Here is a 23291-nt window from a genome sequence, read left to right as displayed (position 1 = left end):
AAACCGGGCTGATCGCGAAGCGATGCCGCGTTCGCCCAGGTCCGGTCACGTAGCGAGCCGCCAGGCGAGCGAAGTGGGCCGGGACTTTGAAACACGGCCTAGTTCTCGGAGATGAGGGTGGGGAGGCGCCGCGTGCCGTCGCGCCGCCCGGCTCGGTGGTGGCCCTCGACGGCGGCCTGGACGATCCGGCCCTCGGCGCTGAAGGCCTGCTCCATCACCGTGATGTACTCGGCCGTCGGCGGGTAGAGGCGCGCGGCGGCGCCGGCCGTCCGGCGGATGAGGACGCGGGCGCCGGTGCGCAGCGCGGACTCGAAGTGGCGGACGTCGTGCCCCGCGCGGGCCTCGCAGGCGCCGAGGGCGCGGAACGCGTCGAGCACGGTGCTGGTCTCGCGGGCGCCGGTGTAGGCGGCGAGGGCGTCCCGGACGAGGGCGAGGATCTCGCGCGCCCTCAGGTGCGTGTAGGCGGGGACGCGCTCGGCGATCTCACCGGCGACCTCTGCGGTGATCTCGTCGAGGCGGTCGGTGAGGAACTGGTCCAGAGTGGGCTGCATGGCGCGTCCCCTCTCGTTGCTCGTCCCCGGGCGGGACCGGGAGCGTTGGCCGAGAGCACACCGATCCAGGCGGATGCGGTGGGGCTATGTTACCGGCGCGTAGGTCGGATGCGCTGCCCCCTTTTCCGAAATGTCGTTAAGCGGGGTTGGCGGCCCGGCCCTCCGTGATCAGAAGGACGATCGTCTCCTCGTGCCCGGACGCGAGAAGCGGACGGCGGTCCGGCGCCAGGGCCGCGCGGGCACCGGCGAGGGAGGCGGCGCCGCACGGCCCGGCCGGAACGCCGAGGTCGGCCAGGTCACGCATCGCGCGGGCCGTGGATGCATCGGTGACCGCCACGGCGGCGTCCAGGCCGGCGCGTAGGACGGGCCAAGCGAGAGTCGACGGAGTTGCGCAGTTCAGGCCCGCCATGGTGGTCGACCCCGTCTCGACGGTCAGCGGCCTGTCCTGGTGGAGGCTCGCCAGCACGCAGGGCGCCGCATCGGGTTCGACGGAGAGCAACGTGGGGGCGGATCGTCCCGAGCGGTAGTGAGTCACAGCCGCCTGGGCCAGCGACCCGACCCCGACTGGAATCGCCACAAGGCCCGCTGGGGCGGCCCCTGCCTCAGCGAGTTGTTCGTCTATCTCGGTGAAGAGGGTGGAGTAACCCTCGACTATCCATTGCGGCACGCGTTCATAGCCGGGCCACGCCGTGTCCTGGACGAGCAGCGCCGACGGGTCGGACGCCGCGGCATCGGCCGCGGCCCGCACCGCCTCGTCGTAGGGCGCCGGTATCTCGGTCACGGCCGCGCCCTCGGCCTTGATCGCGGCCACGGCCCCGGGGTGGACCCCGTGCGGGACGTGGACGTCCGCAGGCAGCCCCAGAAGCCGGGCCATCGCCGCGACCGCGCGCCCGTGGTTGCCGTCCGTCGCCGTCACGAGCCGGACGTCCGGCCGCATGGACCGCAGAACCGCGAGGGACGTGGCGCCGGGCGCGAGGCCCAGACGGTCGCAGAGCGCCCGGTGGACCCCCCACGAGGCACCGAGGATCTTGAAGGCGGGCAGCCCGAGGCGCGCCGACTCGTCCTTGACGAACAGCCGCCGGGCGCCCAGTTCGGCCGCCGGCGAGGGCAGTTCCACCAGCGGCGTCGGGGCGTGGCCGGGGAGCGTCCGATGGAAGGCGGCGACGTCGCGCGGCGCGGGCGGGCACGTCCAGTCCCGCGCGGCCGGACGGGCGAACCAGGACGACCGAGCAAGCGAGGCGGGAGCCGTGACCATGGCGAACACCGTGCCGCATCGGAATCTGATCAGTCCAGCGAATGTTTCCGAGCGATAATCATCACCCAAGCCGATGAATGGAGCGGTCATGCTGGACCTGCACCGGCTCCGGCTCCTGCGCGAGCTGAAGCACCGGGGGACGCTCGCCGCCGTCGCCGAGGCCCTCTCCTACAGCCCGTCCTCGATCTCGCAGCAGTTGTCCGTCCTGGAGAAGGAGGCGGGGGTGCCGCTGCTGGAGCCGGTGGGGCGCCGCGTCCGGCTGACCGCGCAGGCCGAGATCCTCGTCGCGCACACCGAAGCGGTGCTGGAGCGCCTTGAGCTGGCGGAGGCCGACCTCGCCGCGTCCCTGCACGGCATCACGGGGGTGCTGCGGGTCGCCGCGTTCCAGACGGCCGCGCTCGCGCTCGTCCCGGACGCGCTCAGCGCGCTGCGCGGCGCCCATCCGCGGCTCCGGATCGAGGTCACGCAGCGGGAGCCGGAGAGCGCCCTGCCCGCCCTGCTCGCGCGCGACTTCGACCTCGTGATCACCGAGGAGTACCCGGGCGACCCGAGCCCGCGCCCGGCGGGCGTCGACCACGCGGAGCTCGGCACGGACGAGATCCGCCTCGCGCTCCCGTCGCGGTCGCCGGACGCGGCCCTGCGCGACCTGGCGGAGAGCCCGTGGGTGATGGAACCGGAGGGCACGGCGTCCCGGCGGTGGGCGACGCGGCTGTGCCGGGAGGCCGGGTTCGAGCCGGACGTGCGGTTCGAGTCGACCGACCTGCTGCTGCATCTGCGGCTGGTCGAGCGCGGGCATGCCGCCGCGCTGCTGCCGGGCCTGGTGTGGCAGGACGGTCCGCCTGCCGTACCGGTCGTCCGGCTGCCGGAGGGGCACCGCACGCGGCACCTGTTCACGGCGTCCCGCCGAGGAGGCGGCTCCCACCCGGCCGTACGCGCCTTCCGCGAAGCCCTCGCGGACGCCTTCTCCGCCCGTCCCCAGGGTCCGGATCAGGGATGGCCAGGGGGAAGACTCCACCGTGAATAGGGGTTTTCCCCTATGGCGATGAATTCAGCAGGAAGGCAGAGTCGTAGTCAGCAGAAGGGTGACGAGGAAGTCTCCCGCAGGAAGAAGGCAGTCCGATGTCGACCACGCCGAGCTTCACCACGATGAACGCTTCCGACCTCGCCGAGATCCTGTTCACCTCCCCGCTGCAGGAGTCCGACCGTCCCTCCGCCGAGCAGGTCCGCACCGCGATCAACGCCCGGCTCGGGGCCTGCGGGGGAGACAGCGCCGCGTGGGTCGCCGCCGTCGCCCAGGAGGCCGGCGACCACCCGGAGACCTACCTGGCCCGGATGCGCTGGGCGCTCAGCACCGTGCACGCGATCTACCCCGACCTGACCACCGCCGCCTGACCCGGGAGGGATCATGCGCTCACCGTTCGCCGACCGCCGCGAGGACATCCTCCCCCGCTCGCTCGCCGAGTTGCTCGCCGCCGAGGCGTCCCACGCCGCCGACGAGCCGCCCCGGCGCCGGCAGCGCAGGACCAGGACCGTCCGGCGCGTCACCTGACCCGCGGGGGTCAGTGGCGCGACTTGGTCTTCTTGGTCGTCTTGTGCTTGGAGGACTTCTTCTTGTGGCCTCCGCCGTCCGACTCCCACTCGTACCCGGGGGTGTTGTTCTTGCAGAAGCGATCGCTCACCTTCGTGTCGGTCGCGTCATGCTCGCACCACCGGTCCTGACCGCAGGCGGTCAGCCCGAACGCGGCGACCAGACCGACGAGCGCAAGGGCCGCGGAACGGGATTTCACCATCTTTTGCCTTCTCTCCGGCAGGGGTGTCGACGACGACGGGGGATCTGACGTGCGCGACCGCGCCGGCGTTCCGTCGTCGCGCGATACGGGACGTGGCCTGGACCGGCCGCGAACTATGCTGGCCGCCGTGAGCGAAGAGCCGACGGAGGAACAGGGCGGCCGTCCCGGCGCCGACGCCCGCGAGTACCGCATCGGCGAACTCGCCACGGCCGCCGGGGTCCCGGTGCGGACGCTGCGGTACTACCAGGAGCGCAAGCTGCTGCCGCCGCCCCGCCGCGAGGGACGCATCGGCCTGTACTCCGAGGACCACCTGGCCCGCCTCCGCATGATCGGGAACCTGCTGGACCGCGGGCACACCCTGGAGGGCATCCGCGAGCTGCTGGCCGCGTGGGAGCAGGGCCGCGACATCGGCACCGTCCTCGGCGTCGAGAAGGCGGTCACGACCCCGTGGTCGAACGAGGTCCCGGTGACGATGACACTGGAGGAGCTGGCCGCGCTGTTCCCCGGGGAGGTCGGCCCGGAGGCCGTCGAGCGGGCCGTCGCGCTCGGCCACATCGAGGTGGACGGCGACCGCGTCACCCACTGGAGCCGCCGCCAGCTCGACGCGACGGTGACACTGGTCCGGGTCGGGGTGCCGCTGGACGCCGTGCTCGCGGCCGGCCAGGAGCTCCAGCGCAGCATGGACGACCTCGCCGCGATGTTCGTCCGGCTGATCACGACGCACGTCGTCGGGCACCTGGACGAGGCCGTCGACGACCGGGACCTCGGGGCCCTCACCGAGACCATCGCCCGGCTGCGGCCGGGGGCCCAGGTCACGGTCGAGGCCGGCTTCGCGCGGGCCATGGACCGGCAGGTCCGCGGCGCGATCGACGAGCTGCTCGGCCGCCTGGCCACTCCCTGAGCGGTCCTTTACCGAAGCACGGCCGTCAGACGCCCCGCCCCGGCTTTCATGATCATTAGCGTGGCCGGATGGCACGATCCATCGCCGCGCTCGCGCTCGCGGCCGCGCTGCTGCCGGCCGCCGCGCCCGCCCGGGCCGCGGCCCCGGACGGCCCCTGCTCGTCGTCCCGGCACCCGAAGGCCGCCGACCGGCTCGGCGCGCGGATCAGGCACGCGCTGCGCGGCCGCACCGGAACCGAGTCCGTCGCGGTCTACGACCGCCGGCGCGGCATCCGCTGCGCGGTCGCGGCCGGGCGGCACTACGACTCGGCGAGCGTCGTCAAGGTCACGGTCCTCGGCGCGCTGCTGCGCCGGGCGGCCGACGAGGACCGCCCGCTGACGGCGGCCGAGCGGATCCGGGCCCGCAGGATGATCACCCGCTCGGACAACCGCGCGACGTCCGCCCTGTGGCGTTCGGTGGGACGCGCCCGCATCGCGAACTTCCTCGACCGGGCGGGGATGACGCAGACCGAACTGGATCCCGGCGGCCACTGGGGGCTGACCCGGATCACCGCGCACGACGAGATCGAGCTGCTGGAACAGCTCACCTCGCCGAGGGGGCTCCTGCCCGCCAAGGCCCGCGCGTACGCGTTGGGGCTGATGCACGAGGTCGTCCCGGCGCAGCGGTGGGGGACCCCCGCGGGACGTCCCGCCGACGTCACCTGGCACGTGAAGAACGGCTGGCTGCCGCGCCCGGGACGGCACTGGCGCGTCCACAGCATCGGCGGTTTCGACGGGCACGGCGAGGACTACATGATCGTGGTGCTCACGCAGGACACCCCGTCCATGGGCTACGGAATCGCCACCATCGAACGCGTGGCCCGCACCGTCCACCACAGCCTGGCCACGATGAAGCGCCCGACGCCGCCCGGCCGAACGCAGGACGCCCGCAACGCCTGATCAGTACCGCACAGGAGGCCGCTACTGCGGCCCCGTGCCCGGACGTTCGGCGGGGCCTTGCTCCAGGGCGGCCTCGTAAGCACGCAAGGCGTTGACGACCGTGGCACGTTCGGTGGGGGCGAGGTCGCGCATGACGCGCTCCCAGGCCGAGGCACTGCCGGAGAGCCATTCGGCGATCGGCGCTGCGAAGGCGGGCGCGATGGCGACGATGCGGCGGCGGCGGTCGTCGGGATCGGCGGTGCGCTCCAGGACGCCCGGCCGCGACAGGTCGCTCACCATGAGGCTGACGGTCGTCGGGGCGACCTCCAGCCGGCCGGCGAGCTCGTTGACGCCGGCCGGGCCGTCGTACTCCAGGTGGGCCAGCAGCGCGAGATGGCGCGGCGCCAGGTCAAGCCCCTGGAGGGCCGGGGGAATGGGCAGGCGCTTGGCGCGGCCGACGAGCCGCGGCATGAGCAGCAGCAGGGTGCGGACGGCCTCGTCGACGGCCGGACCGCCCGATTCGGTGGACATCGGCACCCTCCGCAAGTACCTTTGAGGTCAAAGCCTTTGAGGCCAAAGAGAACGGGGACCACTGTGCCGCATCTGACCGTCCACCTGCCAGAAGACAAGCTGGCGGGCAACGAGTCCGAGCTCATCACCGCGCTGACCGAGGCGATCGTCGGCGTCTACGGCGAGTGGGCCCGCGACCTGGCGAGCATCCGCCTGTCCGGCGTCCCCGCCGGCCGCTTCGCGCGGGGCGGCAAGGCCGTGGACACGACCATCTCGCTGCTCATGGGCGTCCGCGCCGCCGCCTTCGACCGCCCCGACGCCGCCGAGATCACCGCCGCCCTGGCCGCCGCCCTCACCGACGCGATCACCGATGTCCTCGGCGAGGACCTCCGCCCCGGCACCACGGTGGAACTGGTGGCGTCCCCCCAGGAACGCACCTTCGTGGCGGGCGCCCCCGCCCCCTGACCGGCGGAGGCGGCATGATCGTCAATGTCGGCGATCCGGAGACACGGCGCGAGCGGGTCACTACGGTCCCTTTCTAGCCGGAACTCATCTCTCTGGAGGGAACGCCGTGGCCGCAGGCGAGGAGGGCGTCGTCACCCTGGACGTCGCGACGGGGAGCGAACTCGGGTTGTCCGAGGACGACCTCATGCTTCTCACCGAGACCGGGCTGCCCAGAGACGCGGGCGGGTACTTCTGCACGGACATCCCCGACGGGCCGCTCGGGCTGTTCGCCGTCCTCCCGCTGAACGAGGACAACCGGGCTCTGATCCTGGGCGGAACCGGGCCCGACGGCGACATGCTGTACTTCCTCGACGTGAACGAGGGCGTCGTCGTTCTCTTCTCCCCGGGAGAGGGCGACGAGGAGCCCCAGTTCGAGATGGTGAACACCACGCTGCGGTCCTTCGCCGAGTTCGTCTCCCGGCTGGGCGCGTACGTGTACTCGCCCTGGGCGGAGCGGCCCGCGGACGACAAGGCCCGCCTGGCGGAGATCGCCGCGGGCCTGGCGGAGCTCGATCCCGAGGCGTTCGGCCATCCGCACAGTTGGTGGGCGATGGCGGTCGCCCGTCTCCGGCGGGAGGCGGCCAGGCGGGAGCGGGCGCATTCGCCCGCCGAGTCGCACAGCGAGTCCCTCGACCGGGCCCTCGACCGGCTGGAGGAGAAGGGGTGGCGGCAAGTCACGGCCAAGGAGTTCGCGTCCGCGACCGACGAGTACGGACTGCTGGCCCTGCCGGAGGACTTCTCGGACGCGTTCTCCGCCGACGGCGTTCTTCTCCGGGACGTCGACGTCCGCTGGCGCGGCGGCCTTCCCTCGGAGATCCAGGCGGTCTTCGCCCGGGAGGGGCTCGTGGTCCGCGTCCCTGAGGAGGAACCGCAGGACGAGGACGACTACGACGCCGCGATGGAACGGCTCATGGCGGCGGTCCACGACACCCAGGGGCCGGGCGAGGGCACGGTGACCTGCCTGGTCCCCGGGGAGACCTCCGATCTGTGCCGGATCGTGCGGGCGTTCGAACGCCTGGCCGCGAACGGCTACGTCGCCGAGCCCGCCCTCTGGCCCACCACGTCGGGATGCTGGCAACGCGTCGCCGAGCAGACCCAGGACGCGGAGTCGCTCAAGGCCGTCTTCTGGAACACCCAGAGCCATGACGACGCCTTCGACACCAGGGGCGACCTGGTCGACGAGCTGTACCTCGGCTGGGCAGGCGACCGCGAGGAGATCGCCGCAGCCCTGGCGGAGACGGAGCTCGCGGTGAAGACCCCCGAAGACGAGGGAACGACCTTCATCCTCGCTCCCGCCGACCGCCGAACCTGAGGGGCCGGCCGGGACGGCGTCGCACGGGGTGGCGGCAGCGTTCGCGCCAGGTGCTCGGCCACCGCGCAGCCGGTAGGCGACTCCGGGCCGAGTTTTCAAGATACGGCCGACCCCCGTGACCGGCTGCCCGCGGCCCAGGGCTCGGCGATACTGGGGGGATGGTCGACGACGAGCGCTGGAAGGCGCGTTTCCGGGCCGCGCGGATCAGCCTGCCTCGATGGGCGCGTGACGCCCCGAGCCGCAGCATCTACCGCTCCAACGTGAGCGGGACGTGGGAGGTCTACACGTGGGACCGCGAGACGGGTGAGCAGCGCCAGGTGACCGACCGCCCCAACGGGACGTGGTACGGCACCGTCGACCCGTCCGGCGCATGGGTGTGGTGGTTCGCCGACACGGACGGCGACGAGTTCGGCGTGTGGAAGCGCGTCCCGTTCGGGGAGACCGAGAGCGCACCGGCCGTTCCGGAGTTGGAGCCGTCGTATCCGGCGGGGCTGGCCCTCGGCCGCAGCGGCCTCGCCGTGATCGGGCGGACGACCGAGGAGGGCAACACCGTCCACCTGTGCCGGGCGGACGCCGCGCCGGAGGTGCTCTACCACCACGCGGAGGACGCCCACGTCGCCGGCGTTTCACAGGACGAGTCCCTGATCGCGATCGGGCACAGCGAGCACGGCGACAGCCGCCACATGGCGCTGCGGGTCGTGCGGCAGGACGGCTCCCCGATCGCCGACCTCTGGGACGGACCGGGCAAGGGCGTCTACGGCGCCGGTTTCGCTCCGGTCGACGGCGATTCGCGGCTTCTGGTCAACCACGAGCGGCGCGGCCGGGACGAGATGCTCATCTGGGACCCGGTCGCGGGCACCGAGCAGGAGATCGTGCTCGACCTGCCCGGCGAGATCGGTGCGAGCTGGTACCCGGACGGGGCGGCGCTGCTGATCTCCCACTCGCACGAGGCGCGCGACGAGCTCTACCGCTACGACCTGACCGACGGGGACCTGACCAGGATCGACACGCCGCGCGGGGTGCTCGGCGGGGCCGACGTCCGGCCGGACGGGACGGTCGAGTTCTCCTGGTCGTCCGCCGCCGAGCCGCCGGTGATCCGCTCGACGTCCGGCGCGGTCGTGCTCACCCCGCCCGGGTCCACGGCGCCGCCGTCCGTCCCGGTCGAGGACGTGTGGGTGGACGGCCTGGCCGGCCGCATCCACGCGCTGGTCAGCAAGCCGGAAGGCGACCGCCCCTTCCCGACCGTCTTCGACATCCACGGCGGGCCGACCGCGCAGGACGACGACTCGTTCGCCCCCACCGTGGCCGCGTGGGTCGACCACGGGTTCGCGGTCGTCCGCGTGAACTACCGGGGCTCGACCGGCTACGGCTCCGAATGGCGCGACGCCATCGAGGGGCGCGTCGGCATCACCGAACTGGAGGACGTCAAGGCCGTCCGCGACTGGGCGGTCGAGTCGGGCCTCGCGGATCCCGCGCGCCTCGTCCTGACCGGCGGATCATGGGGCGGGTTCCTCACCCTGCTCGGCATCGGCACCCGGCCGGACGACTGGAGCGTCGCGGTCGCGGCCGTTCCGGTGGCCGACTACGTCGCCGCGTTCGAGGACGAGATGGAGGGGCTGCAGGCGTTCGACCGGTCCCTGTTCGGCGGTTCGCCGGAGGAGGTCCCGGAGCGGTACCGCGAGTCGTCCCCCATCACCTACGTCGCGCAGGTCAAGGCGCCGGTGCTGGTCCTGGCGGGGGAGAACGACCCGCGCTGCCCCATCCGCCAGATCGACAACTACCTCGCGCGGCTCGCCGAACTGGGGCACCCGCACGAGGTGTACCGGTACGACGCGGGCCACGGCTCCCTCGTCGTCGAGGAGCGCATCACTCAGATGGCCGCCGAGATCGGCTTCGCCCGGAAACATCTCGGCATGTCGTGATCTTTCCCCGGGACGGGCGGGCCGCCTCGCCCGTCCCGGGTTTACAAGATCGCCCCTTCGGGCATCCCTCCGATCGGCCGAACGCACCACCGGTCCAGCGAGGACCGGCTCTCGCCCCCCGGACATCACCGATCGGGGGGACCGCACATGCCACGGCCGTGCAGCATCCACTGCGTCATGCCGTCCGGGCGCCGCCGGGCGCCCGGCCTGGCCCACCGCCCGGCGTTCCGCCTGGCCGCAGGGGCGACCGCCCTCGCCATCGCCGGCACCATGCTCGCGCTCGCCCCGCCCCGCGCGTCCGCCGCGACGCGCCCTTCACTCGTGTCGCGGCCTTTCCCCGACGCCGGACCGCCGTCCTCGGCCAGGCGCCTGCTCAGCCCGGCGCCCGCGTCCCGTCCGGAGGTCGGGTTGCAGGCCGCTCGCAAACGGACCGTCCCGCCGCGGGACGTCCTGCCGGACCTGCCGAACTCCCAGCGCTTGGACCAGCAGTTCGCCGAGTACGCGCTGCGGGCGAGCGGCATCGGCTGGCGCTCCACCGGCGGCTGCTCCGACCGGACGGTGCGGACCTGCACGTCCTTCGAGGGCATCCGGTGGGGGACGATCAGGAGCCTGATCGAGTTCGCGGAGTCGAGCGGCTGCGAGGTCACCGTCACCGGCGGCACCGAGCACGGCCACGCGGGCGGCGTCCACAGCCACGCGAACGGCTACAAGGTCGACATCGCGACCGGGATCTGCGTCGACGAGGCGGTGCGGCGCTACCCGTTCATCGGCGTGCGGGGGGACGGCGCGCGGCTCCACCGGTCCCCCGAGGGCGTCGTGTTCGCCCGCGAGAAGGACCACTGGGACATCACGATCAGGCGCGGACCTCGCGGATGATGCCCACCAGCTCGCGGGTCACCGACTTGAACCCGGGGATGCGCGACATCGCGACCATGCGGTTGACCAGCGGGACCGTCCGCTCGACGAGCAGGTAGGTCTTGCGGCAGCCGGCCGAGCTGTCGTGCACCCAGTACAGCACGATGCCCATCGAGTAGATCCACAGCAGTTCGGGCAGCTCCGCCCGGAACTCCTTGTCGATCTTCAGGTCGGAGCCCTCGACGACCTCGCGGTAGATCGCCACCGCCGAGTCGCGGGCCGGTCCGGACTCGGCGCTGAACGGGTTGAGCGGGCTGGTCGGCTCGGCGGCGAACTTGAAGAACTTCCCGGCGAACTCGTGGTACGGGACCATCGTGTCGACCCGGGCCTTCAGGACGCCCAGCAGCCGGGGCGCGAACTCGCGCTCGGCGTCCAGGACGGCCCGGCAGGCGGCGACGTGCTCGTCCTGCAGCTCGTCGTAGTAGGCCTGGATCAGCTCTTCCTTGGACCCGAAGTAGTAGTAGGCGTTGCCGACCGAGACACCCGCCTCCTTGGCGATCGCCCGCATCGTCGTCTGCTCGTATCCGCGCTCCCGGAACAGGCGCAGCGCCGTCTCGACGATCAGGGCGCGCGTCTGCTCGGACTTCACGGCCTTCGTCTCGGTCACGCATGCCACCCTAAAGCCCGAGTACGACCTCCCGCTCATGCCACCATCCGCCGCGCGGTGCAACCCGGCGCCGGGGAGCGGTGTTGACCGAGCATGACCAACGCCCTGGAAACCCTCGAACGCTTCTACGCCGCGGAGGCGGACTACCTGGCCGCCGGCGGCCCCGGCAAGGGGGACTTCTCAGTGATGGCCGCTCATCTCACCCCGGACGTCGTGATGTACCAGGCGCCCAGCCTCCCCTACGGCGGGACGTGGCGCGGCCACGACGGCATGGAGCGGTTCATGGCCGTGATGAGCGGGCTGTGGTCGGATCTGACGTTCCGCGAGCAGCACTACGCGGTGGACGGCGAGACGGTCACGGTCCGCAACGACTGCGTGTTCCGGGCCCGCGTGACCGGGCGGGAGGTGGACACGTCCGTCCTGCAGTGGATCACGGTGCGGGACGGCCTGGTCAGCGAGTTCCGCCCGTTCTACCTGGACACCGCCGCCATCCTCGCGGCTCTCAGGGAGTGAGTTCGGCGGCGACCAGCTCGGCGATCTGGGCGGTGTTGAGCGCCGCGCCGTTGCGGAGGTTGTCGCCGCACAGGAAGAGGTCGAGCGCCCGCGGGTCGTCCAGCGAGCGCCGCACCCGCCCCACCCAGGCGGGATCGGTGCCGACGACGTCCGCGGGCGTGGGGAACTCCTGCGTCTCCGGGTTGTCGCAGAGGACGACGCCAGGCGACCCGGCGAGGACGGCCTGCGCCTCCCGCTGGTCGACCCGGTCCTCGAACACCGCGTGGACCGACAGCGAGTGCGCCGTCACCACCGGGACGCGGACACAGGTCGCCGTCACCCGCAGGTCGCGCAGGCCGAGCACCTTCCTCGACTCCTCCCGGATCTTGAGCTCCTCCGAGCTCCAGCCGCCGTCGCGGACCTCGCCCGCCCACGGCACCACGTTCATCGCGAGCGGCGCCGGGAACGGTCCGAACTCGCCCACCGCGCAGCGCAGGTCGCCCGCGCGGTTGCCGAGCGCCCGGTCGCCGCCGACCTTCTCCATCTGCTCGTACAGGGTGTCGACGCCCTCCAGCCCGACGCCCGACGCGGCCTGGTAGGACGACACGACGAGCTCGCGCAGCCCGTACCGGCGGTGCAGCGCCCCGATCACCATGATCATCGACAGCGTGGTGCAGCTGGGGCTCGCGACGATCCCGCGCGGACGCCGGCGCACCCGCTCCGGGTTCACCTCCGGGACGACGAGCGGCACGTCCGGTGCCATCCGGAACGCCCCGGAGTTGTCGACCGCCACGGCGCCGCGGTCCGTCGCGACCGGCACCCACCGCGCGGCCACCGCGTCCGGCACCCCGAAGATCGCGATGTCGACGCCGTCGAAAACCTCGGGCGTCAGCGGCGCCACCTCGACGTCCGCGCCGCGCAGCGGCAGCGTCCGTCCCGCCGACCGGGGCGAGGCGACCAGCCGGATCTCCCCGTACACGTCGCGGCGGGTGGACAGCAGGTCGATCATCACGGCCCCGACGGCCCCCGTGGCTCCGACGACGGCGAGCGTCGGCCCGCCCGTCGCCCTGGTCCTCGTGCCGGCCGGCCGGGCATTCGGGGCCATGGTCGCGCCACCCTCTCGCCGTCGAGTCGTGTCCGCACGTCCAACTCCCGCCGCGTGCGGCCGGTTCCCTCAGCGACCCTGCCACGGCCGGCGGCCGGCGTCAGCGTCGTGTGCCACAGGACGAACACGACAAAGCGGGCCGCACGGAATCCGCGCGGCCCGCTGAGCCGTGCGGTCAGCGGCCGGTGCCCCCGTAGACGACGGCCTCGACCTGCTCGGCGTCCAGGTCGAACGCGTGGTGCGCTGCGGCGACCGCGGTGTCGATGTCGTCCTGGGCGACGACGACCGAGATCCGGATCTCCGAGGTGGAGATCATCTCGATGTTCACCCCGGCCTCGGCGATCGCGCCGAACAGCGAGGCGGTGACGCCCGGGTGCGAGCGCATCCCGGCGCCGATCAGCGACACCTTGCCGATGCGGTCGTCGTAGCGCAGCGACTCGAAGCCGATCTTCTCCTTCAGCTTGTTCAGCGCGGTGAGGGCGCTCTGCCCGTCGGTGGACGGCAGCGTGAACGAGATGTCGGTCCGCCCCGTGGACGCCGCCGACACGTTCTGCACGATCATGTCGATGTTGATCTCGGCCTCGGACAGCACCGTGAAGATCGTGGCGGCCTCACCGACCTTGTCGGGCACTCCCACCACGGTGATCTTGGCCTCGCTCCGGTCGTGCGCGACGCCGGAGATGATCGCCTGCTCCATGTCCTGTCCTTCGATCTCGCTGCTGTCGACGACCCACGTGCCCACCTTCTGGCTGAACGAGGACCGCACGTGGATCGGGATGTTGTAGCGGCGCGCGTACTCCACGCAGCGCAGATGCAGGATCTTCGCCCCGCTGGCCGCCATCTCCAGCATCTCCTCGTAGGAGATCTTCGGGATCTTGCGGGCGGCGGGCACGATGCGCGGGTCGGCGGTGAAGACGCCGTCGACGTCGGAGTAGATCTCACAGGCGTCGGCGTCCAGGGCCGCCGCCAGCGCGACGGCCGTGGTGTCGGACCCGCCGCGGCCGAGCGTCGTGATGTCCTTGGTCCCCTGCGACACGCCCTGGAACCCGGCCACGATGCAGATCGAGCCGCCGTCGAGCGCGGTCCGGATCCGTCCCGGCGTCACGTCGATGATCTTGGCTTTGCCGTGCGAGCCGTCAGTGATCACGCCGGCCTGGGAGCCGGTGAACGAGCGGGCCTCGTGGCCCAGGTTCGCGATGGCCATGGCCAGCAGCGCCATCGAGATCCGCTCGCCGGCGGTGAGCAGCATGTCCAGCTCACGGGCGGGCGGCAGGGGGCTGACCTGCTTGGCCATGTCGATGAGGTCATCCGTCGTGTCGCCCATGGCGGAGACCACGACGACCACGTCGTTCCCCGCCTTCTTCGTTGCGACGATGCGCTGGGCGACCCGCTTGACGCCTTCGGCGTCGGCGACGGAGGAGCCACCGTACTTCTGCACGACAAGAGCCACGAGTGGGCGCTCCTCGGATCGGGGTCGGGCGTTTCTGGTCGTCGAGTCTACAGAGGGGGACCCCATGGATCACGACCAGGTAACTCTCCTGCCCCTGGGGCGGCCGGACGCGGCCGCCGGGCGGGCACGCCCCGGAGTGATCGCGTGACGGGCCGGGCGGTATGGACGACCGTGGCCCAGAATGTACGCGCCATGGATTCTTAATGGCCGATGCACGCGAATAATCTGGAGTCGAGGGCGATGCACCGGCAAATGCCGTATTGAGGGGTGCCCATGTGGCGCTGGCTATCGCAGATTCCGTTCGCGTCGCGGATATCCGAATGGAACCGTGAGCGGACCTCCTGGGTCCTGTGCGAGGGAGTGCACGCCAACGTCCGGGAACTGAACGCCCAGCTGGCCTCCAAGGACGCGCCGCCGCGCTCCGCAGAGCACGCGCAACTCGTCTCCCATGCCTCGCTGGCCTTGGACGATGCGTGCCGGGTCATCGATGTCGACAAGCATCCGCGGGGCCGGACCGCGTCACACGTGGCCGCGGCGCAGATGCACGTCAATTCCGCTCGCACCATGTGGTTGCGGACACTTCCTCCCGAGGAACTCGCTCCTCACCTGCCGGACCTCTTCGCCATCATCAAGCAGCATCTCCCCCACGACGACACCCGCCGGATCGCCGCCGAAAAGGCCGCGTCGGAGTTGCAGCAGGCATGTGCGGCGAACGATGCCGCCCACGAAGCGGCAGGCCGGCACCACTGGTGGACGGTGACGCGCGGCGCCGACCCTTCCACGCCGTCGGTCCCGGAGTTGTCGGCCGTGCTGGACGCGGTCGACGCCGCACGAGAGGCCTCACTGAAAGAGAGGCTGCGCGCCGTGAACTTCGCGCGCCTCGTCTGGCTCACGGCATTCGGCCTGTTCTGCCTGGCCTGCGGCATCGCCGTGGCCGGTGCCATCTGGAAGTCGGCCGTGCCGCTGTGCTTCATGCCCGGTAACGAGATCGCCTGCCCCAGCAGGACCGCGAGCTCGTCGCCTCTGCCCTCCCCCGGCTCGGTGGCCTCTCCCGGGGACTACGCCATCGTCGAGATCGCCGGGGTCACCGCGGCCTGTATCGCGGCGGCCTCCGCTCTGCGGAAGGTCCGGGGATCATCGGTCTCCTTCGGCATCCCCGTGGCGCTGGCCCTCCTGAAACTTCCCACCGGGGCGCTCGTGGCCGTCCTCGGGATCCTGCTCCTGCGCGGGGAGTTCGTTCCGGGGTTGAGCGCCCTCGACTCTTCAGGCCAGATCATCGCCTGGGCGGTCCTGCTCGGCTATTCGCAGGAACTGTTCACCAACCTCGTGGACAAGCAGGGCCGCCAGGTGCTGGAAGGCGTTCATGGGACCGCCGATGCCAGGACGCCACGGGAGAGCGTTGTCCCGCAGGCGACGCCGACGACGTCGGTGCCGGTATCGGTGCCGGTGCCGAGCAGCGACGGCGATCGGCGGCCCGGAACGCGGACAGGCGAACACTCCATCCATCCATGAGGAGGCGATCGGCATGACCGACCAAAGCGTGCAGGAAACAGTCCAGGCCCCGCCCTGGCCGGGTCGGTTCCTCGCCCTGCTGAGGGGCGATGACGTCCGCACATGGCAGGACAAGATGTTCAAGCGCGGCTGGACGAGCCTCGTGGTCGACGGCATCTACGGCCCCCGCTCCGAGGAGGTCTGCGTGGCCTTCCAGAAGGAGAAGGGGCTGAACGTCGACGGCATCGTCGGACCGCGGACCTGGGAGGCGACCTGGAAGGCGCCGATCACGTAGCGCTCTTCGCGCTGCCGCCGAACGGGCGTGCCCGGCCATGGCACGCCCGTCGCCGTGCCGGCGCCGACTCTTCCCGTCCGCTCCTAGACGGCGGTCTTGATGGGGTCCTGTGCCGGTTCGGTGGGTTTCGCGGCACGGGCACAGAGGCCGAACGCGGTGATCAGGGCGGCGCCGGCCGCCGCGGCGAAGGGGACGGTCAGAGCCGTGCGGAGAGCCTCAAGGCGGGCTTCCTGGGAGTCGTCGCCGCCGAGCGCCGCGACCTGGACGGCCGTCACGGCGGAAAGCCCGAGGGCCGCGCCGAACTGGATCGCCGTGTAGAGCAGGCCGCCCGCCAGACCGTACTCGCCCTCGTCGACGCCGTCCGTGGCGGCCATCGTCAACGGGCCGTAGGCCAGGGCGAACGCCAGGCTGAGCAGCGCGATGATCGGGAACATGGCGGTGTAGGCCCAGTCCAGCCCGACCGGCAGGAACAGCCCGTAGGCGACGGCCGCGAGGACGAGGCCGCCCAGCAGGACGCGCAGATTGCCGAAGCGGTTCACCAGGCGCGGGGTCAGGGTCGGCGCGAGCACGGTGTCGAGGCCGACGACGAGCATGCCCAGTCCGGTCTGCCAGGTCGTCCAGCCTCGGAGTTCCTGCAGGTACAGGGTCATCAGGAACTGGAAGCCCGCGAACGCGCCGATGAACAGCAGGGCGCTCAGATCCGTCCGGACGAGGGCGGCCGACCGCAGGATGCCGAGGCGGACGAGCGGGCTCGCCGACCGGCGCTCGATCAGGGTGAACACGGCGAGGAGAAGCAGCCCTCCGCCGAGGACGCCGGCGGTGAGCGCGGCGCCCTCGCCGGGGTGCTCCAGCCGGACGACCCCGTAGGTGAGGAGCAGCATGGCTCCGGCGACCGCGAACGCGCCCGGCAGGTCGAAGTCGCGCGTCCCCCTCCTCGGCCCGGCGGCCTGCGGGTCGGCGACCAGCGGGACGGCCGCCGCCAGCAGCAGCGCCGACAGGATGACCGGCGCGAAGAAGACCCAGCGCCAGCCGAGCGACGTCAGCAGGCCGCCGGCGACGAGGCCGAGCGAGAAGCCGCCCGCGGCCGTTCCCGCGTAGACGCCGAGCGCCCGGGTGCGAGCGGGCCCGGCCGGGAACGCGGCGGTCACCAGCGCGAGTCCCGCCGGGGCCATGAACGCCGACGCGACCCCGGTGACGAACCGCGCGACCAGCAGCATCCAGCCCTCGGTGGCGAGGCCGCCGAGACCGGAGAACACCAGGAAGACCGCCAGCCAGAACAGGAACACCCGCCGCCGGCCCAGCAGGTCGGCGGCGCGCCCGCCGAGCAGCATGAACCCGCCGTAGCCGAGCACGTAGGCGCTGATGACGCCGCTCAGCATGCCGGTCGACAACCCCAGGTCCGCCCGGATCGACGGCAGCGCGAGGTTGAGCATCGCCATGTCGATCCCCTCCAGGAAGACCGCACCGCACAGGACCAGCAGGGACGCCCAGGCGCGGCCGTCCATACGGGACGCGGATGTGGACATGACCCGGCTCCTCTCCTCCGAGGCACCGGTTCCCCTGATGGATGCCGGTTCCCTCTTGTTACCGGCAGCATCGTCCGACACCATCGGTAAGCATGGAAGACGGAACTTTCGCGTCCCCTGGTTACTGCGGAGTCACCGCCGCCGACGAGGACGTTCTTCAGTGGGACACCCGCAACGACTGCGAGGTGCGTCAGATCCTCGACCGCGTCGCGGACAAGTGGTCCCTGCTCGTCATCGCGCTGCTCGACCAGCGGTCCCTGCGCTTCACCGAGCTCCGCCGCCGGATCGACGGCATCAGCCAGCGGATGCTGGCGCGGACGCTCCGGCACCTCGAACGGGACGGGCTCGTCAGCCGCACCGTCCACCCGACCGTCCCCCCGCGCGTCGACTACGCGCTCACGCCGATGGGCGCGACCCTCCACGCGACGATCCGGTCGCTCGTGGTGTGGACGGAGGAGCACCAGAGCGCGATCGCCGCCGCCCGGACCGCCTACGACGCCCGCGTCGAAGCCGAACGGCGGGCGGCCGAGCAGGAGGCCGCCGAACGCGACGCCGTGGCCCGCGACGTCCTCGCCTACCGCCGCTGACCGCACGCGAGGATCACCCCGCCGGTTTCACGGGAAACCTGCTCGGCCGGGGCTGTGGCGCTAGAGCGCCGGCGGGCCCTGTTCGATGCGGCGCAGGACGGGTTCGAGGCGCTCGTTCTCCTCGGTGCCGATGATCCGGCGCTCGTCCCACCAGGTCGCGCCGGCGTCGGCCAGCGGGCCGACCAGGTCGCGGGCGTCGGCCGGGCTGGCGCCGCCCACGACGATCTCGAACAGCCCGTCGCCCTCCCGGTGCCGCCGGACGTAGGCGACCAGGTCGCGGACGTCCTCGACGGCGGGCGCTCGGCCGTGCGAGCCGGGGCCGAACAGCGGGACGGCGCCGTCCCAGCGGGCGGCCCGCCGCATGGGCCGCCGGTTCGGCCAGAACCCGGCGATCCACACCGGCGGCCGCGGCCGCTGCGCCGTCGCGGGCAGCAGCGCCACGTCCTCGACCCGGTAGTGCCGCCCGTGGTGGGTGACCGGTTCGCCGGACCAGTAGCGTTCGAGCAGGCCGAGCCCCTCGTCCAGCCGCTCGGCGAGGAGGACGGGGTCGGTGGGCTCCCCGAAGGCCCCGTACTCGTCGGCGACCGGACCGCCGAGGCCCGCCGCGAAGACCACCCGTCCGCCGCTGAGGACGTCCAGCGTGGCGACCTGGCGGGCCAACTGCTCGGGGCGCCGCCGCGGAACTGGCGTCACCAGCGTGCCGAGCCTGATCCGGCTCGTCGCCAGCGCCGCCGCCGTCAGCAGCATCCACGGATCCCCGAAGGACCTGCGATCGCTCTTCACGTGGACGACGTGGTCCCACACGAACAGCCCGTCCCACCCGGCCCGCTCCGCCGCCTCCGCGACCCGCGCCACGGTCCGCGGATCGGCGAAGTCCCCGAAGTTCGGAATATTGATCGAGTACCGCATCCCCGCATGTTGCGCCGTCCCCCGTGCCCGCGGCAAATCGCTTCAGCGGCGGGTGGGGTCGGTGGACAGCTCGGAGAGGTTCATCGCCATCGTGCGGTGGACGGCGGGGATCCAGTCGAGAGTGCGCAGCAGCGTGTTGCGCACCCCGCGCAGCACCGGGCTGCCCATGGTCGCGACGTTGGTCATCTTGTCGGTGAACGAGACGACCTGCTCGGCTATGGGACGGCGTTCGGCCTCGTACTCGTCCAGCACGGAGTCGGGGGCGCCATCGTTGATCACGGCGGCGAGCTTGCCCGCCAGGCCGAGGGCGTCCTGGATGCCGGTGTTCATGCCCTGCCCGCCCGCCGGACTGTGGACGTGCGCGGAGTCACCGGCCAGGAAGACGCGGCCCGCCCGGTAGTGCGCCGCCAGCCTGTGGTGGACGCGGAAGCGGGAGCTCCACACGACGTCCTTGATCAGCGCGGGGTGGCGCCTGGGACCGCGCGCGTCCAGAAGTGCCTGGACGTCGGCGGCGGTCGGGTCCTGGGGCGCCTCGTCGACGGTCGCGACGATGCGGTGCCGCCCGCCGGGCAGCGGCGCGACGACCGTGACCCCCTCCGAGGAGAAGAACAGCATGACCTCCTCGCTGCCGCCGGCCCAGTCCAGGTGCACGTCGGCGAGGATGAACGACTGCGGGTAGGCGTCACCCTCGAACGCGATCCCGGCGTGCTCGCGGACCGTGCTGTGCATCCCGTCCGTCCCGACCGCGTAGGCCGCGCGGATCCGCTCGCCATCGGCCAGGGTCGCCGTCACCCCGTCCTCGTCCTGCGCCAGGTCCGTCACCTCGAACGGCCGGTGCACGAGGCCGCCCGCCGCGTGCAGCCGTCCGAGCAGGACCTCCTCGGTGACGTTCTGCGGGACGAGCAGCGTGTAGGGGAAGTCGGTCGGCAGGTCGCCGAACTCGACGGTGAGCAGCACGCGGTCCCGCTCACGGACGGTGAAGCGCGGCACGATGATCCCGCGCTCGACCAGCTCACCGGTCACGTCGATCTCGCGCAGGGCCTCCAGCGTGCGGGCATGGACCACGGCCGCCCGGGAGGTGTTCGCACCCTCCGCCGCCCGGTCCAGCAGGACGGCGTCCACCCCCTTCTGCCGCAGCGAGGCGGCGAGGGACAGCCCGACGGGCCCCGCGCCGACCACGAGCACGCCGGTGGACTCCGGAACAGCCTTCATGATCACTCCTGTTGCCAATGACCGTTTGCCAACGTTTGTTGGCCAACTTGTGATGGACTCTAGACCGTTGCCACCGTGTTTGCCAACGCTTGATGGCATAGGTTGGCGGTCATGGCTTTCACCGAGCGTTCGGCGGCGACCCGGACGGCGATCCTGGACGCGGCCCGGCGCCGGTTCGCCGAGGACGGCTACGAGCGCGCGACGATCCGGGCGATCGCGGCGGACGCCGCCATCGACCCGTCCATGGTCATCCGGTACTTCGGCAGCAAGGCCGAGCTCTACGCCGCCGCCTCGGCCATCGACCTCGCCGTCCCCGACCTCGGCGACGCCGACGACGCGGCGGCCGCCTACGTCGAGGCCTTCCTGGCCCGCTGGGAGGCAGGCGAGAACACCGCCGAGGCCGTCCTGCTGCGCACCGCCCCCACCCACCCCGACGCCGCGGCCCGCGTCCAGGCCATCTTCGACAGGGAGATCGTCCCCGCCCTGGAGAAGGTCCTGCCGGACGACCCCGCCGTCCGCGAGCGCGCCGCCCTGCTGCTGAGCCAGACCCTCGGCATCGCCTACGGCCGCTACCTGCTGGGCATCGAGCCCCTGGCCTCCATGGACGTCCGCGAGATCGCCGCCTTGGCCGCCCAAGCCGCCAGGATCCCCCTCCACGCCCCTCGAACCCCCTGAACCCGCCTTGGCGCGGCACCCGGCGCGTCGGCGATCTCGCGCCGGACGCGCACCGCCTGCTCGGTGGGGGCTGAGAGCGGAGGCCAGGGCGAAACCCGCCGATGCCGGTGGTGGTGCCGGGATTCGCTGCGGCGCTGGTGACACGAGGGTTGCTGCGTCGTAAGCGGTATGACCCCTCTTCGGCCACCGTACAGATCATTTCCGCGGACCACCCGGACGTGGGGTCAAGCGTCTAGGTAAAGGCAGGCGTCGACGGGGTGCCGTGGTCACCTCGTCCACCGGGTTTGCCGTGTTCGTGCCATGGCACGGCTCGATCCGGGCGGGCGCGGGCGGTGAGGGAGTTGATGGGAGAGCTGATGGGCGGGTTCGACGAGTTGCCGAGGGTTCGCCGGGGACCGCTGCCGTCCCTCTACGCGGCGCTGCGGCGGAGGGCTCCGCAGGTGGCGACGGCGCGGCCGGACGGCGGCGGGGGCTTACTGCACATCTCCTACCGGGGTCAGGAGGCCCGGGTCGTCTGGGACGACGACCTCGAACAGTTCGCGTGGCACTCCGGGGGAAGCGGCCAGATCGGCTCGGACGTCGAGAAGGCGGCCGAGCTGATCGCGTGGGCACTCGGCGCACGCACCGGCCCCGCCACGTCCGGCTAGGCGGGGCACGGCCGGGTCAGGCGGGGGCGGCTTCTGTGGCCGCTTCCGTGGCGACGCTCAGGCGGGCGTTGGCGACGAAGGCGTGCAGGGCTCGCAGAGCGGCGCCGGCGTGGTTGCCCCAGTGGTTGAAGTACGAGTACTGCCACCACCAGAGGGCTTCCAGGGGGCGGTCCTTGTTGTAGTGGCGGAGCCCGTGGACGAGGTCGCTGGCGACGTCCACAAGGTCGTCCGACAGGCGGTAGGAGGTCGGCTCGGTGTCCTTGTAGGGATCGAAGACCTCGACGTACTCGTCCATGGCCTGGAGGCGCTCGGCCAGGCCCTGCCGGATCGAGTCGAGGTCGGGGTCGTCGCCCACCTCGGGCTCCCAGTTGTCCGGGAGGATCACGTCGGCGCTGGCGCCGAGCTGCGCCCCCGCCAGGATGACCTGCGACACCTCCAGCAGGAGGAGCGGGACGGTGTGCGTCCCGCCGTCGCCGCGGGCGACCGCCTCCAGGCCGTTCAGGTAGTTGTCGACGTGGCACGCCACGCGTTCGGCGAGGGCGTTCCAGTCCTGCGGGCTGTTGGTGTCAGACATCGAGCAGCCTCCGTCCTTCGAATGCGCGGCCCAGTGTGACCTCGTCGGCGTACTCGAGGTCGCCACCCACCGGAAGGCCGCTGGCCAGTCGGGTGACGGTGATGTCCATGGGCTTGACCAGCCGGGCGAGGTACGTCGCGGTCGCCTCGCCCTCCAGGTTGGGGTCGGTGGCGAGGATCAGCTCGGTCACCGTCCCGTCCGCGAGGCGCTGCATCAGCTCGCGGATGCGCAGGTCGTCCGGCCCGACGCCCTCGATCGGGCTGATCGCGCCGCCGAGCACGTGGTAGCGGCCGCGGAACTCGCGGGTCTTCTCGATCGCGACGACGTCCTTGGACTCCTCCACCACGCAGATGATGTGGGGGTCGCGACGCGCGTCGCGGCAGATCCGGCATTCCTCTTCTTCGGCGACATTCCCGCAGGTTTTACAGAAGCGGACCTTATCCTTGACCTCTTTGAGCGCCTTGCCGAGGCGCTCGACGTCGGCCGGATCGGCGGCGAGGAGGTGGAAGGCGATCCGCTGCGCGCTCTTGGGGCCGACGCCGGGCAGCCTGCCCAGCTCGTCGATGAGGTTCTGAACCACCCCTTCGTACAACGGACCCCTCCTTTACTGTCGTCTTCTGCCCGCGTCCGGGTTCAGGCGCCGCCGAGGCCGGGGAAGCCGCCGGGGATGCCCCCGCCGCCGCCGAGCCCCTGGGCGAGCGGGCCCATCTTCTCCTGCTGGAGCTCCTGCGCCTCGCGGGCGGCGTCGCGGATCGCGGCCAGCACCAGGTCGGCGACCGTCTCCGCCGTGTCGGCCGGGTCGTCGACGTCGATCGCCTTCGGGTCGATCGACAGCCCCGTGACCTCGCCCTGCCCGTTGACCGTCGCGGTCACGAGCCCGCCGCCGGCGGTCCCCGTCACCTCGGTCTCCGCGAGCTCGCGCTGGGCGTTGAAGAGCTGCTCCTGCATGGCCTGCGCCTGCTGGAGGAGTTCCTGCATGTTCAGCTGACCACCGGGTTCCACGGTGCACTCCCTCTTCCGGCCCCCGAGGGCCTTCTCTCTGGCGCTCCGCCAGCCACCGGACGTCCGTCCCACGAGACTACGGGTTCCCAGGCCGTTTCGGTACGCGAGGACCCCAGCGCGCCATTTCGGAAGCACATCCGGG

General features: G+C 72.0%; 28 protein-coding genes. 15 read left to right on the top strand and 13 right to left on the bottom strand.

Translation table 11 applies throughout. The features are described from left to right. Nucleotides 1-98 precede the first annotated feature (98 nt). Entirely contained in the window at nt 99-551 is a 453-nt protein-coding gene (locus AB0H37_RS38820; RefSeq protein WP_179831338.1) for a hypothetical protein, read from the bottom strand. A 136-nt stretch (nt 552-687) separates the two neighbouring features. Continuing rightward, nucleotides 688-1806: a diaminopropionate ammonia-lyase gene (locus AB0H37_RS38815; RefSeq protein WP_360617624.1), complete on the bottom strand. Its 1119-nt coding sequence runs from the start codon at nt 1804-1806 to the stop codon at nt 688-690. 88 nt (nt 1807-1894) lie between these two features. Here AB0H37_RS38815 and AB0H37_RS38810 point away from each other — a divergent pair, with 88 nt between their 5' ends. From AB0H37_RS38810 to AB0H37_RS38800, 3 genes are all read left to right on the top strand, one after another. Next, nucleotides 1895-2830, top strand: coding sequence for a LysR family transcriptional regulator (locus AB0H37_RS38810; protein ID WP_360617623.1), 936 nt, complete (start codon nt 1895-1897; stop codon nt 2828-2830). Nucleotides 2831-2925: 95 nt separating this feature from the next. Then, nucleotides 2926-3198, top strand: coding sequence for a hypothetical protein (locus tag AB0H37_RS38805; protein ID WP_218934873.1), 273 nt, complete (start codon nt 2926-2928; stop codon nt 3196-3198). Nucleotides 3199-3211: 13 nt separating this feature from the next. Further along, nucleotides 3212-3355 carry a hypothetical protein gene (locus tag AB0H37_RS38800; protein WP_179831341.1) on the top strand — a complete coding sequence of 48 codons (144 nt, stop codon included), beginning with the start codon at nt 3212-3214 and terminating at the stop codon, nt 3353-3355. Nucleotides 3356-3365: 10 nt separating this feature from the next. Here the strand turns inward: AB0H37_RS38800 and AB0H37_RS38795 are convergent, their stop codons facing one another. Beyond that, nucleotides 3366-3596, bottom strand: coding sequence for a hypothetical protein (locus AB0H37_RS38795; RefSeq protein ID WP_179831342.1), 231 nt, complete (start codon nt 3594-3596; stop codon nt 3366-3368). Nucleotides 3597-3723: 127 nt separating this feature from the next. Here AB0H37_RS38795 and AB0H37_RS38790 point away from each other — a divergent pair, with 127 nt between their 5' ends. Beyond that, the gene (locus tag AB0H37_RS38790; protein ID WP_329097517.1) at nt 3724-4497 is read left to right on the top strand and encodes a MerR family transcriptional regulator; all 774 of its coding nucleotides are present in this window, start codon (nt 3724-3726) and stop codon (nt 4495-4497) included. 68 nt (nt 4498-4565) lie between these two features. Then, a complete protein-coding gene (locus AB0H37_RS38785; RefSeq protein WP_360617622.1) occupies nt 4566-5435 on the top strand; it encodes a serine hydrolase in 870 nt (289 codons plus the stop codon). A 21-nt stretch (nt 5436-5456) separates the two neighbouring features. Here AB0H37_RS38785 and AB0H37_RS38780 read toward each other — a convergent pair whose 3' ends face one another. Next, nucleotides 5457-5945, bottom strand: a complete 489-nt coding sequence (locus AB0H37_RS38780) for a MarR family winged helix-turn-helix transcriptional regulator (RefSeq protein ID WP_360617620.1) — start codon at nt 5943-5945, stop codon at nt 5457-5459. 63 nt (nt 5946-6008) lie between these two features. Between AB0H37_RS38780 and AB0H37_RS38775 the strand changes: the two genes are divergently transcribed. From AB0H37_RS38775 to AB0H37_RS38760, 4 genes are all read left to right on the top strand, one after another. Then, nucleotides 6009-6389, top strand: a complete 381-nt coding sequence (locus AB0H37_RS38775; RefSeq protein WP_360617619.1) for a hypothetical protein — start codon at nt 6009-6011, stop codon at nt 6387-6389. A 106-nt stretch (nt 6390-6495) separates the two neighbouring features. Further along, entirely contained in the window at nt 6496-7740 is a 1245-nt protein-coding gene (locus tag AB0H37_RS38770) for an SUKH-4 family immunity protein (protein WP_360617617.1), read from the top strand. 158 nt (nt 7741-7898) lie between these two features. Further along, nucleotides 7899-9662: a prolyl oligopeptidase family serine peptidase gene (locus AB0H37_RS38765; protein ID WP_360617615.1), complete on the top strand. Its 1764-nt coding sequence runs from the start codon at nt 7899-7901 to the stop codon at nt 9660-9662. A 147-nt stretch (nt 9663-9809) separates the two neighbouring features. Continuing rightward, a complete protein-coding gene (locus AB0H37_RS38760) occupies nt 9810-10538 on the top strand; it encodes a hypothetical protein (protein ID WP_360617614.1) in 729 nt (242 codons plus the stop codon). On the opposite strand, the gene AB0H37_RS38755 is transcribed toward AB0H37_RS38760, so the two are convergent. Beyond that, on the bottom strand, nt 10516-11184 hold the full coding sequence (locus tag AB0H37_RS38755; RefSeq protein WP_329097505.1) for a TetR family transcriptional regulator: 669 nt from the start codon (nt 11182-11184) through the stop codon (nt 10516-10518). The genes AB0H37_RS38760 and AB0H37_RS38755 overlap by 23 nt on opposite strands. A 93-nt stretch (nt 11185-11277) precedes the next feature. On the opposite strand from AB0H37_RS38755, the gene AB0H37_RS38750 reads away from it, so the two are divergent. Continuing rightward, nucleotides 11278-11697, top strand: coding sequence for a nuclear transport factor 2 family protein (locus tag AB0H37_RS38750; RefSeq protein ID WP_360617613.1), 420 nt, complete (start codon nt 11278-11280; stop codon nt 11695-11697). On the opposite strand, the gene AB0H37_RS38745 is transcribed toward AB0H37_RS38750, so the two are convergent. Both AB0H37_RS38745 and AB0H37_RS38740 read right to left on the bottom strand, forming a co-directional pair. Further along, a complete protein-coding gene (locus AB0H37_RS38745) occupies nt 11687-12781 on the bottom strand; it encodes an aspartate-semialdehyde dehydrogenase (RefSeq protein WP_329097501.1) in 1095 nt (364 codons plus the stop codon). The two genes, AB0H37_RS38750 and AB0H37_RS38745, sit on opposite strands and share 11 nt — an antisense overlap. A 175-nt stretch (nt 12782-12956) precedes the next feature. Continuing rightward, nucleotides 12957-14231 carry an aspartate kinase gene (locus tag AB0H37_RS38740; RefSeq protein WP_089310728.1) on the bottom strand — a complete coding sequence of 425 codons (1275 nt, stop codon included), beginning with the start codon at nt 14229-14231 and terminating at the stop codon, nt 12957-12959. Nucleotides 14232-14504: 273 nt separating this feature from the next. Here AB0H37_RS38740 and AB0H37_RS38735 point away from each other — a divergent pair, with 273 nt between their 5' ends. Both AB0H37_RS38735 and AB0H37_RS38730 read left to right on the top strand, forming a co-directional pair. Next, nucleotides 14505-15743 carry a hypothetical protein gene (locus AB0H37_RS38735; protein WP_360617611.1) on the top strand — a complete coding sequence of 413 codons (1239 nt, stop codon included), beginning with the start codon at nt 14505-14507 and terminating at the stop codon, nt 15741-15743. A 13-nt stretch (nt 15744-15756) separates the two neighbouring features. Next, nucleotides 15757-16017: a peptidoglycan-binding domain-containing protein gene (locus AB0H37_RS38730; protein WP_360617609.1), complete on the top strand. Its 261-nt coding sequence runs from the start codon at nt 15757-15759 to the stop codon at nt 16015-16017. A gap of 83 nt (nt 16018-16100) precedes the next feature. Here AB0H37_RS38730 and AB0H37_RS38725 read toward each other — a convergent pair whose 3' ends face one another. Further along, complete coding sequence (locus tag AB0H37_RS38725; protein WP_360617607.1) at nt 16101-17543, bottom strand: MFS transporter; 1443 nt, start codon at nt 17541-17543, stop codon at nt 16101-16103. Nucleotides 17544-17635: 92 nt separating this feature from the next. Here AB0H37_RS38725 and AB0H37_RS38720 point away from each other — a divergent pair, with 92 nt between their 5' ends. Continuing rightward, the gene (locus AB0H37_RS38720) at nt 17636-18130 is read left to right on the top strand and encodes a helix-turn-helix domain-containing protein (RefSeq protein ID WP_329097492.1); all 495 of its coding nucleotides are present in this window, start codon (nt 17636-17638) and stop codon (nt 18128-18130) included. Nucleotides 18131-18190: 60 nt separating this feature from the next. Here the strand turns inward: AB0H37_RS38720 and AB0H37_RS38715 are convergent, their stop codons facing one another. Together AB0H37_RS38715 and AB0H37_RS38710 are read right to left on the bottom strand one after the other, a co-directional pair. Then, complete coding sequence (locus AB0H37_RS38715) at nt 18191-19039, bottom strand: LLM class flavin-dependent oxidoreductase (RefSeq protein WP_360617606.1); 849 nt, start codon at nt 19037-19039, stop codon at nt 18191-18193. A 42-nt stretch (nt 19040-19081) separates the two neighbouring features. Continuing rightward, nucleotides 19082-20251 carry an FAD-dependent monooxygenase gene (locus tag AB0H37_RS38710; RefSeq protein ID WP_360617605.1) on the bottom strand — a complete coding sequence of 390 codons (1170 nt, stop codon included), beginning with the start codon at nt 20249-20251 and terminating at the stop codon, nt 19082-19084. A 111-nt stretch (nt 20252-20362) separates the two neighbouring features. On the opposite strand from AB0H37_RS38710, the gene AB0H37_RS38705 reads away from it, so the two are divergent. Then, nucleotides 20363-20926, top strand: a complete 564-nt coding sequence (locus AB0H37_RS38705) for a TetR family transcriptional regulator (RefSeq protein WP_179831358.1) — start codon at nt 20363-20365, stop codon at nt 20924-20926. 344 nt (nt 20927-21270) lie between these two features. Beyond that, nucleotides 21271-21573 (top strand): hypothetical protein, encoded by a 303-nt coding sequence (locus AB0H37_RS38700; RefSeq protein ID WP_329097484.1) that lies wholly within the window; start codon nt 21271-21273, stop codon nt 21571-21573. A gap of 16 nt (nt 21574-21589) precedes the next feature. Here AB0H37_RS38700 and AB0H37_RS38695 read toward each other — a convergent pair whose 3' ends face one another. Genes AB0H37_RS38695 through AB0H37_RS38685 form a run of 3 tightly spaced genes read right to left on the bottom strand, consistent with a single transcriptional unit; the run spans nt 21590 to nt 23149 of the window. Beyond that, nucleotides 21590-22147 carry a DUF5063 domain-containing protein gene (locus AB0H37_RS38695; protein ID WP_360617603.1) on the bottom strand — a complete coding sequence of 186 codons (558 nt, stop codon included), beginning with the start codon at nt 22145-22147 and terminating at the stop codon, nt 21590-21592. Beyond that, nucleotides 22140-22739: a recombination mediator RecR gene (recR, locus tag AB0H37_RS38690; protein WP_329097482.1), complete on the bottom strand. Its 600-nt coding sequence runs from the start codon at nt 22737-22739 to the stop codon at nt 22140-22142. Before recR ends, AB0H37_RS38695 begins: the two co-directional genes overlap by 8 nt. A gap of 41 nt (nt 22740-22780) precedes the next feature. Continuing rightward, the gene (locus AB0H37_RS38685; protein WP_179831362.1) at nt 22781-23149 is read right to left on the bottom strand and encodes a YbaB/EbfC family nucleoid-associated protein; all 369 of its coding nucleotides are present in this window, start codon (nt 23147-23149) and stop codon (nt 22781-22783) included. Between the last annotated feature and the right edge of the window lie 142 nt (nt 23150-23291).

The organism is Actinomadura sp. NPDC023710 (assembly GCF_040639875.1).
Classification (GTDB): Bacteria; Actinomycetota; Actinomycetes; order Streptosporangiales; family Streptosporangiaceae; genus Spirillospora; species Spirillospora citrea.
The sequence above is the reverse complement of the archived record's forward strand: the minus strand, read 5'-3'. Positions and strand labels throughout refer to the sequence as shown.